This is a genomic window from Halomonas sp. LMYGS-3 (genome assembly GCF_059509875.1).
The window spans coordinates 78,294-86,879 of record NZ_JCAKFQ010000018.1 but is presented as its reverse complement, the minus strand read 5'-3'; the positions used below and the strand labels follow the sequence as shown (position 1 = coordinate 86,879).

General features: G+C 65.5%; 6 protein-coding genes. All 6 read right to left on the bottom strand.

All coding sequences use genetic code 11. From position 1 onward, the window contains the following. Positions 1 to 215: 215 nt before the first annotated feature. The gene (prpD, locus tag AC5W54_RS15940) at positions 216 to 1,697 is read right to left on the bottom strand and encodes a 2-methylcitrate dehydratase (protein WP_495963075.1); all 1,482 of its coding nucleotides are present in this window, start codon (positions 1,695 to 1,697) and stop codon (positions 216 to 218) included. 77 nt (positions 1,698 to 1,774) lie between these two features. Next, positions 1,775 to 2,980 carry a 2-methylaconitate cis-trans isomerase PrpF gene (prpF, locus tag AC5W54_RS15935; protein WP_495963074.1) on the bottom strand — a complete coding sequence of 402 codons (1,206 nt, stop codon included), beginning with the start codon at positions 2,978 to 2,980 and terminating at the stop codon, positions 1,775 to 1,777. Next, the gene (gene acnD, locus AC5W54_RS15930; protein ID WP_495963073.1) at positions 2,977 to 5,610 is read right to left on the bottom strand and encodes a Fe/S-dependent 2-methylisocitrate dehydratase AcnD; all 2,634 of its coding nucleotides are present in this window, start codon (positions 5,608 to 5,610) and stop codon (positions 2,977 to 2,979) included. Before acnD ends, prpF begins: the two co-directional genes overlap by 4 nt. 79 nt (positions 5,611 to 5,689) lie before the next feature. Continuing rightward, a complete protein-coding gene (gene prpC / locus AC5W54_RS15925) occupies positions 5,690 to 6,817 on the bottom strand; it encodes a bifunctional 2-methylcitrate synthase/citrate synthase (RefSeq protein WP_495963072.1) in 1,128 nt (375 codons plus the stop codon). An 82-nt stretch (positions 6,818 to 6,899) separates the two neighbouring features. After that, a complete protein-coding gene (gene prpB, locus AC5W54_RS15920; protein ID WP_495963071.1) occupies positions 6,900 to 7,790 on the bottom strand; it encodes a methylisocitrate lyase in 891 nt (296 codons plus the stop codon). A gap of 31 nt (positions 7,791 to 7,821) precedes the next feature. After that, positions 7,822 to 8,532 (bottom strand): GntR family transcriptional regulator, encoded by a 711-nt coding sequence (locus AC5W54_RS15915; RefSeq protein ID WP_495963070.1) that lies wholly within the window; start codon positions 8,530 to 8,532, stop codon positions 7,822 to 7,824. Between the last annotated feature and the right edge of the window lie 54 nt (positions 8,533 to 8,586).

Below are 8,586 nucleotides of genomic sequence, written 5' to 3'. Positions count from 1 at the left end.
TGCCTGTCAAGCGAGAACTTTTTCGAAACCTCGAAAAACCTCAAGCAGAACAATCACTTCTGCCACTCATCACCGCTGGCCACGTTGCCCGTCGCCGGCAGCGGATGCGTACTTTACGGATTTCCGTAGGGACACGCAACCCCCTGCACCAGAAAACTATAGCCCAGGATGCGCGCGCCGGCCATGACCGGTATCAAGGTCGGTGCATGGCACACTCAGATCACGAAGAGGTCGAGGAATCGGTGCACCGGCGTGGCCTCGAGACGTCCCTGATCTCGACAGAGGTCGAGGATCTGTCGGCAGCGGCCCGGCGGGAAACGAGTGACGAGATTCCGACGGAACTTCTCCTCCAGCACAGGAATGCCCTCGGCACGACGGCGACGGTGACCGATCGGGTACTCGATCTCGACCTTGTCGGTACTGCTGCCGTCCCTGAAGAACACCTGGATGGCGTTGGCGATGGAGCGCTTGTCGGGATCCAGGTAGTCACGTGTGTAGCGTGGCTCCTCGACCACCTCCATCTTCTCCCGCAACTCGTCGATGATCGGGTGGGCAGCGTGGAAATCGTCCTCGTAGTGCTCGGCGACCAGATTGCCGAAGGCCAGCGGCACGGCGGTCATGTACTGCAGACAGTGGTCGCGGTCGGCGGGATTGGCCAGAGGGCCGGACTTGGAGATGATACGGATCGCCGATTCGTGGGTGGTCAGCACGATCCTGTCGATCTCGTTCAGGCGGCCCCTCACCTGCGGATGCAGGGTGACGGCCGCCTCGCAGGCGGTCTGGGCGTGAAATTCCGCCGGGAAGGAGAGCTTGAACAGCACGTGCTCCATCACGTAGCTGCCGAAGTCACGTTGAAAGGAGAAGGTTCGCTCGCCTTCGGGCTTGAGGGCCTGGTCCTTGTTGGTCTTCGCGAACAGCACGTCGTAGAAGCCCCACTGGGGGGCACTGAGGACTCCGGGGATCCCCATCTCGCCACGCAGGGCAATATCGGCCAGGCGCACGCCCCGCGACGTCGCATCCCCCGCCGCCCAGCTCTTGCGCGAGCCGGCGTTCGGCGCATGGCGATAGGTGCGCAGGCTCTGGCCATCGACCCAGGCATGGGACAGCGCCGAGAGCAGTTGCTCGCGATCGGCGCCCATCATCCTGGTGACCACGGCGGTGGAGGCCACCTTGACCAGCACCACGTGGTCGAGACCGACCCGGTTGAAGGAGTTGTCCAGCGCCAGCACGCCCTGGATCTCGTGGGCCCGGATCATGGCATCGAGGACATCGCGCATGGTCAGCGGCGTCTCGCCCTGTGCCACGCGCCTCTGGGAAAGGTGGTCGGCCACCGCCAGGATCGCTCCCAGGTTGTCGGAGGGGTGCCCCCACTCCGCCGCCAGCCAGGTGTCATTGTAGTCGAGCCAGCGCACGATGCAGCCGATGTCCCAGGCCGCCTTGACCGGGTCGAGACGAAACGAGGTACCGGGCACCCGGGCGCCATGGGGCACCACCGTGCCTTCGACCAGCGGCCCCAGGTGCTTGGTACACTCGGGAAAGCGCAGCGCCAGCAGGCCGCAGCCCAGGGTATCCATCAGGCAGTTGCGGGCGGTCTGCCACGCCTCCTCGCTGTCGACCCGGTAGTCGAGCACGTAGTCGGCGATCCTCTGCAACTCGGCATCGTAGTCCGGGCGCACGTTGGCTTCCACAGTGGCCATGATCCTCTCCTGTCGCTGCGTCGACTGATACCTCCACTATAGGCAACGTCCCGAGCCCTGCGACCCGGGGCCTCGGCTCAGAGGGTATCGCCTGGCACGCGCACATAGCCCTCCATCAGCACCCGGGCGCTGCGGCTCATCACCGCCTGGTCGATCACCCAGCGGCCGTCCACCAGGCTGGCCTCGGCGCCGACCCGCAGGGTGCCCGAGGGATGGCCGAAGCAGACCGAATTGCGCTTGCCACCGCCGGCAGCCAGGTTGACCAGGGTGCCCTCGATGGCCGCCGCCGAGGCGATGGCCACCGCCGCGGTGCCCATCATGGCATGGTGCAGCTTGCCCATGGAGAGCGCGCGCACCAGCAGGTCGATCTCCTCGGCCGCGACCGCCTTGCCGCTGGAGGCGATGTAACCGGCCGATGGCGCCACGAAGGCCACCTTGGGGGTGTGCTGGCGGTTCGCCGCCTCCTCGAGCGACTGGATCAGTCCCATCTTCAGGGCCCCATGGGCACGGATGGTCTCGAACCGCTCCAACGCCCGGGGATCGCCATTGATTGCTTCCTGCAGCTCGGTACCGGTGTAGCCGAGATCGACGGCATTGACGAAGACGGTGGGGATACCGGCATTGATCATCGTCGCCCTGAGGGTTCCTCCCGCCACCACCTCGGCCGGCACCTCCAGGTCATCCACCAGGTTGCCGGTGGGGAAGATGGCACCTTCGCCGTCCGCCGGATCCATGAAGGCCACCGGCACCTCGGCCGCCGGGAAGGTCACTCCATCCAGCTCGAAGTCGCCGGTCTCCTGCACCTGGCCGTCGGTGATCGGCACCCGGCAGACGATGGTCTTGCCGATGTTGGCCTGCCAGATACGCACCTCGGCCGCGCCGTCGTCGGGAATCCGGGACGGATCCACCAGCCCATTGGCGATGGCGAAGGGCCCCACGGCGGCGGAGAGGTTGCCGCAGTTGCCGCTCCAGTCGACGAATGGCTTGTCGATGGCGACCTGACCGAAGAGGTAGTCGACGTCGTGGTCGGGGCTCTCGCTCTTGCTCAGGATCACCGTCTTGCTGGTGCTCGAGGTCGCCCCGCCCATGCCATCGATCTGCTTCTGGTAGGGGTCGGGGCTGCCGATCACCCGCAGCAGCAGCCGGTCGCGGGCCTCACCCGGCACCCTGGCCGCTTCCGGGAGATCGGTGAGCTTGAAGAAGACCCCCTTGCTGGTACCGCCACGCATATAGGTGGCAGGGATCCTGAGTTGTGAAAGATGAGTCTGGGGAACCTGGCTCATGCGCCCGCCACCTCCTCGGACTCGAGGAAGTCCTGGGCGAAGCGCTGCAGCACGCCGCCGGCGGAGTAGATGGAGACCTCCTCGGCGGTATCCAGGCGGCAGGTCACGGGGATGCGCTCGGTGTCGCCGTTCCGGCGGTGGATCACCAGGATCAGGGTGGCGCGCGGCGAAGGCGTGCCTTCCACGTCATAGGTCTCGGTGCCGTCCAGCCCCAGGGTCTGGCGGGTGGTGCCGGCCTCGAACTGCAGGGGCATCACGCCCATGCCGATCAGGTTGGTGCGGTGGATGCGTTCGAAGCCCTCGGCAACGATTGCCTCCACCCCGGCCAGCGCCACCCCCTTGGCCGCCCAGTCGCGCGACGAGCCCTGGCCGTAGTCGGCGCCGGCGATGATGATCAGCGGCTGCTTGCGCGCCATGTAGGTCTCGATGGCTTCCCACATGCGGCTCACCTTGCCCTCCGGCTCGATGCGTGCCAGCGAGCCCTGCCTCACTTCACCGTTGCCGTCGCGCACCATCTCGTTGAACAGCTTGGGGTTGGCAAGCGTGGCACGCTGGGCCGTGAGGTGGTCGCCGCGGTGGGTGGCGTAGGAATTGAAGTCCTCCTCCGGCACGCCCATCTTGTCGAGATACTCCCCCGCCGCGCTGTCCAACAGGATGGCGTTGGACGGCGACAAGTGATCGGTGGTGATGTTGTCCGGCAGGATCGCCAGCGGCCGCATCCCCTTGAGGCCGCGCTCCTTGGCCATGTTGCCTTCCCAGTAGGGCGGCCGGCGGATGTAGGTACTCTGCGGGCGCCACTCGTAGAGCGGATTGACCCGGGCGCGGGCGCTCTTGTCGAGATCGAACATCGGTATATAGGTCTGGCGGAACTGCTCCGGCTTCACCGCCTGCTTGACGATGGCGTCGATCTCCTCGTCCGCTGGCCAGATGTCCTTGAGTGTGACCGGGTTGCCCTCCTGGTCGTGACCCAGTACGTCCTTCTCGATGTCGAAGCGGATGGTGCCGGCAATGGCGTAGGCCACCACCAGTGGCGGCGAGGCCAGGAAGGCCTGCTTGGCATAAGGGTGGATGCGGCCATCGAAGTTGCGATTGCCGGACAGCACCGCGGTGGCATAGAGGTCGCGGTCGATGATCTCCTGCTGGATCTTCGGTTCCAGCGCACCGGACATGCCGTTGCAGGTGGTGCAAGCGTAGGCCACCACACCGAAGCCGAGGGTTTCCAGCTCGGCCATCAAGTCGGCCTCTTCCAGGTACATCTTGACCGTCTTGGAACCTGGCGCCAGCGACGACTTCACCCACGGCTTGCGTGTCAGGCCCAGCTTGTTGGCGTTACGGGCGATCAGGCCGGCCGCCACCATGTTGCGCGGATTGGAGGTGTTGGTGCAGCTGGTAATGGCGGCGATGATCACCGCGCCATCTGGCATCTTGCCCAACCGCTCTTCCTCCAGCGCCTTGTCCAGGTTCACCGCGATACCGCGCTTGGCGAGCTCGGAGGTGGGCAGGTGCGCGTGAGGGTTGGACGGCCCTGCCAGGGTACGAGTCACCGAGGAGAGGTCGAAGGTCAGCACCCGCTCGTACTCGGCGCCCTTCAAGCTGTCCGCCCAGAGCCCCACTTCCTTGGCGTAGGTCTCGACCAGCGCCACCTGATCGTCATCGCGGCCGGTGAGCTTGAGGTAGTCGATGGTCTGGCCATCGATGTAGAACATCGCCGCAGTGGCACCGTACTCCGGTGTCATGTTGGAGATGGTGGCCCGGTCGCCTACGGTCAGGGCATCGGCCCCCTCGCCATGGAACTCGAGATAAGCTCCCACCACGCGCTCGCGGCGCAGGAACTCGGTCAACGCCAGCACCATATCCGTACTGGTGATCCCGGGCTGTAACCTGCCGGTCAGCTCCACGCCGACGATGTCGGGCAGACGCATCATGGAGGCACGGCCCAGCATCACGCTCTCGGCCTCGAGACCACCCACGCCGACGGATATGACGCCCAGGGCATCGACCATGGGGGTGTGACTGTCGGTGCCGACGCAGGTGTCGGGGAAGGCCACCCACCGTCCATTCTCAGCGGGTCGCTTCTGTACTACCGGCGACATCTTCTCCAGGTTGATCTGGTGCATGATGCCGTTGCCGGGCGGAATCACGTCGACGTTCTCGAACGCGGTCTTGGTCCAGTTGATGAAGTGGAAGCGATCGTCGTTGCGGCGGTCCTCGATGGCGCGGTTCTTCTCGAAGGCGTCCTTCTCGAAGCCAGCATGCTCGACGGCCAGGGAGTGGTCGACGATCAGCTGGGTCGGTACCACGGGGTTGACCTTGGCCGGATCACCGCCTTTCTCGGCGATGGCGTCGCGCAGGCCGGCGAGATCGACCAGCGCCGTCTGGCCGAGGATGTCGTGGCACACCACCCGGGCCGGATACCAGGGAAAGTCCAGGTCGCGCCGGCGCTCGATCAGCTGCTTGAGGGCATCGGTGAGCAACTCGGGGGCGCAGCGGCGTACCAACTGCTCGGCCAGCACCCGGGAGGTGTAGGGAAGGGTGTCATAGGCACCGGGTCGGATCGCCTCGACGGCCTCACGCACGTCGAAGTAGTCCAGCTCGGTGCCGGGAAGCGGTTTGCGATAGTCGGTATTCATGGCGTCGGGCGTCTTCCAGGTGGGATCGGGGCACGAGGCATCGAGGGAAGCGACCCCGTGGGGCCGCCTCCCGGGTGGGTCAGACGCGCTCCTCGAGCGGCACCCACTCGCTGTGCTCCGGACCGACGTAGTCGGCGCTGGGGCGGATGATGCGGTTGTTCTCGCGCTGCTCGAAGACGTGCGCGCACCAGCCGGTCACCCGCGAGCAGACGAAGATCGGCGTGAACAGCTTGGTGGGGATATCCATGAAGTGGTAGGCGCTGGCGTGGAAGAAGTCGGCGTTGCAGAACAGCTTCTTCTCGCGCCACATCACCGCCTCGACGCGCTCCGAGACCGGGTAGAGCACGCTGTCGCCCACGTCCTCGGCGAGCCGCTTCGACCACTGCTTGATGATGGCATTGCGCGGGTCGGACTCGCGGTAGATGGCGTGGCCGAAGCCCATGATCTTTTCCTTGCGCTCGAGCATGCCCAGGATCTCGCGCTCGGCCTCCTCGGGCGAGGTCCAGTTCTCGATCATCGCCATGGCTGCCTCGTTGGCCCCACCGTGCAGCGGGCCGCGTAGCGAACCGATGGCGCCGGTCACGCAGGAATGCATGTCGGAGAGCGTCGAGGCGCAGACGCGGGCGGTGAAGGTCGAGGCATTGAACTCGTGCTCGGCGTAGAGGATCAGCGAGACGTTCATCACCCGGGCATGCAGCTCGGAGGCCGGCTCATCGCGCAGCAGGTGCAGGAAGTGGGCGCCCACGGAGTCGTCGTCGGTCTCGGTCTCGATGCGCACGCCGTCGTGGGAGTAGCGATACCAGTAGCAGATGATCGAGGGCAGCACGGCGAGCAGGCGATCGGAGACGTCCTGCTGCTCGTCGAAGCTCTCCTCGGTCTCCAGGTTACCCAGCATGGAAGCGCCGGTGCGCATCACGTCCATGGGGTGGGCAGAGGCCGGGATCTGTTCGAGAACGGCCTTGAGCGCTGGCGGCAGGCCACGCAGGCCCTTGAGCTTGGTGATATAGGCGTCGAGTTCAGCCTGGTTGGGCAGCTTGCCCTTGAGCAGCAGGTAGGCCACTTCCTCGAAGCGCGCCTTCTCGGCCAGCTCCGCGATGTCGAAGCCGCGATAGGTCAGGCCGGCGCCGGTCTTGCCGACGGTGCACAGCGCCGTGGTTCCGGCACTCTGGCCACGCAGGCCGGTGCTGCTGACGGGTTTATCTGTCATGGCGTGTCTCCTTGTCTGGCGTGTTCTTGTCTTGGTTCTTGTCTTGGTTCTTGTCTTGGTTCTTGTCGAGGTCGCCAGTCGATCAGGCGTCGTCGCCCTTCTCGGCGAAGAGGGCATCGAGCTTCTGTTCGAAGGCGTGATAATTGAGGAAGTCGTAGAGCTCGTCGCGGGTTTGCATCAGCTCGACCACGTCGCGCTGATGCCCCTTGTCGTGGATGCTCTGGTAGACCCTGAGCGCCGCGGCATTCATGGCGCGGAAGGCCGACAGCGGATAGAGCACCATGCGGCAGCCCACCTCGCCGAGTTCGTGCTGGGTGAACAGCGGTGTGGCCCCGAACTCGGTGATGTTGGCCAGGATCGGCGCATCGACGCGCTCGCAGAAGGCGCGATAGTCGTCGAGGGTATGCACCGCCTCGGCGAAGATGGCGTCGGCACCCGCCTCGATGCAGGCGTTGGCGCGCTCGATGGCGGCATCCAGCCCCTCCTTCTGGAAGGCATCGGTGCGGGCGATCAAGTAAAAGTCGGGGTCGAGGCGCGCATCGGCGGCGGCCTTCACCCGATCAACCATCTCGGCCTGGGAGACGATCGCCTTGTTGGGCCGATGGCCGCAGCGCTTCTGAGCCACCTGGTCCTCCAGGTGCACGGCGGCCACGCCGGCACGCTGCATCTCCTTGACGGTGCGGGCGATGTTGAAGGCACCGCCCCAGCCGGTGTCGATATCCACCAGCAACGGCAGCTCCGTCGCACCACAGATGCGGTGGGCGTCCTCGACCACATCGTTCATGGTGGTCATGCCGAGGTCGGGTAGCCCGAAAGAGGCGTTGGCCACGCCACCACCCGACAGGTAGATCGCCCGGTGACCGACGCGCTCGGCCATCATGGCAGTGTAGGCATTGATGGTACCGACGATGGGCAGCGGTCGGCTGGCCTCGAGGGCGGCGCGGAAGCGCGCACCGGGTGTCTGTTGCGTCATGCGATCTCTCCTCGTGTTGTCCGGGCCGGCCTCAGGCGGTCGCCTCGGCTTCCTGGGTCAGAATGGCGGCATAGCGGTCGGCGACATTGGCCCGGGAGGCACTGACGTGTCGCCGCATCAGCAGCTCGGCCAGCTCGGCGTCGCCGGCCTCGATGGCATCGACGATGCGGTGGTGTTCGACGAAGGCACGCTGGGGGCGCGAACCGCTGGCGCTGAACTGGGTACGGTAGAGCCGCACCAGGTAATAGAGGTCATCACAGAGCATCGTCATCAGCATCTTGTTGTGGCTGCCCTGGACGATGCGATAGTGGAAGTCGAGGTCGCCCTCGCGCTGATAGTAGGCTTCACCGCGTTTGAGGTCGCTCTGACGCTCATGCAGTGCGAGCACCTCGCGCAGGCCGGCGATCTCCTCGGCGGTCATGTTTTCGGCGGCCAGCCGGGCCGCCATGCTCTCGAGTGCCTCGCGCACATCGAACAGCTCGAGCAGCTCCCTCATCGACAGCTTGACCACCCGAGCCCCCACATGCGGCACCCGCTCGATCAGTCGATGGGCTTCCAGGCGGCGCATCGCCTCGCGCAGCGGCCCCCGGGAGATACCGTAGGCCTTCGACAGCCCGGGCTCGGTGATCTTGCTGCCCGGCGCCAGCTCGCCCCTGACGATGGCATCCTGAAGCTGCTGGAAGACCCGTTCCGCCAGGGTGCGAACCTCGGGACTAGCCTGTTCTGGTACGATAGAGTTCATGGCAATTGTCGACAATCAAGTGATAGAAACACTTTAATCACTGGCCGAAAAGCG

Excerpts from the sequence above, each read along its gene's own strand:
- prpD (WP_495963075.1), bottom strand. The coding sequence starts at position 1,697 with ATGGCCACTGTGGAAGCCAACGTGCGCCCGGACTACGATGCCGAGTTG.
- prpF (WP_495963074.1), bottom strand. The coding sequence starts at position 2,980 with ATGAGCCAGGTTCCCCAGACTCATCTTTCACAACTCAGGATCCCTGCC.
- acnD (WP_495963073.1), bottom strand. The coding sequence starts at position 5,610 with ATGAATACCGACTATCGCAAACCGCTTCCCGGCACCGAGCTGGACTAC.
- prpC (WP_495963072.1), bottom strand. The coding sequence starts at position 6,817 with ATGACAGATAAACCCGTCAGCAGCACCGGCCTGCGTGGCCAGAGTGCC.
- prpB (WP_495963071.1), bottom strand. The coding sequence starts at position 7,790 with ATGACGCAACAGACACCCGGTGCGCGCTTCCGCGCCGCCCTCGAGGCC.
- AC5W54_RS15915 (WP_495963070.1), bottom strand. The coding sequence starts at position 8,532 with ATGAACTCTATCGTACCAGAACAGGCTAGTCCCGAGGTTCGCACCCTG.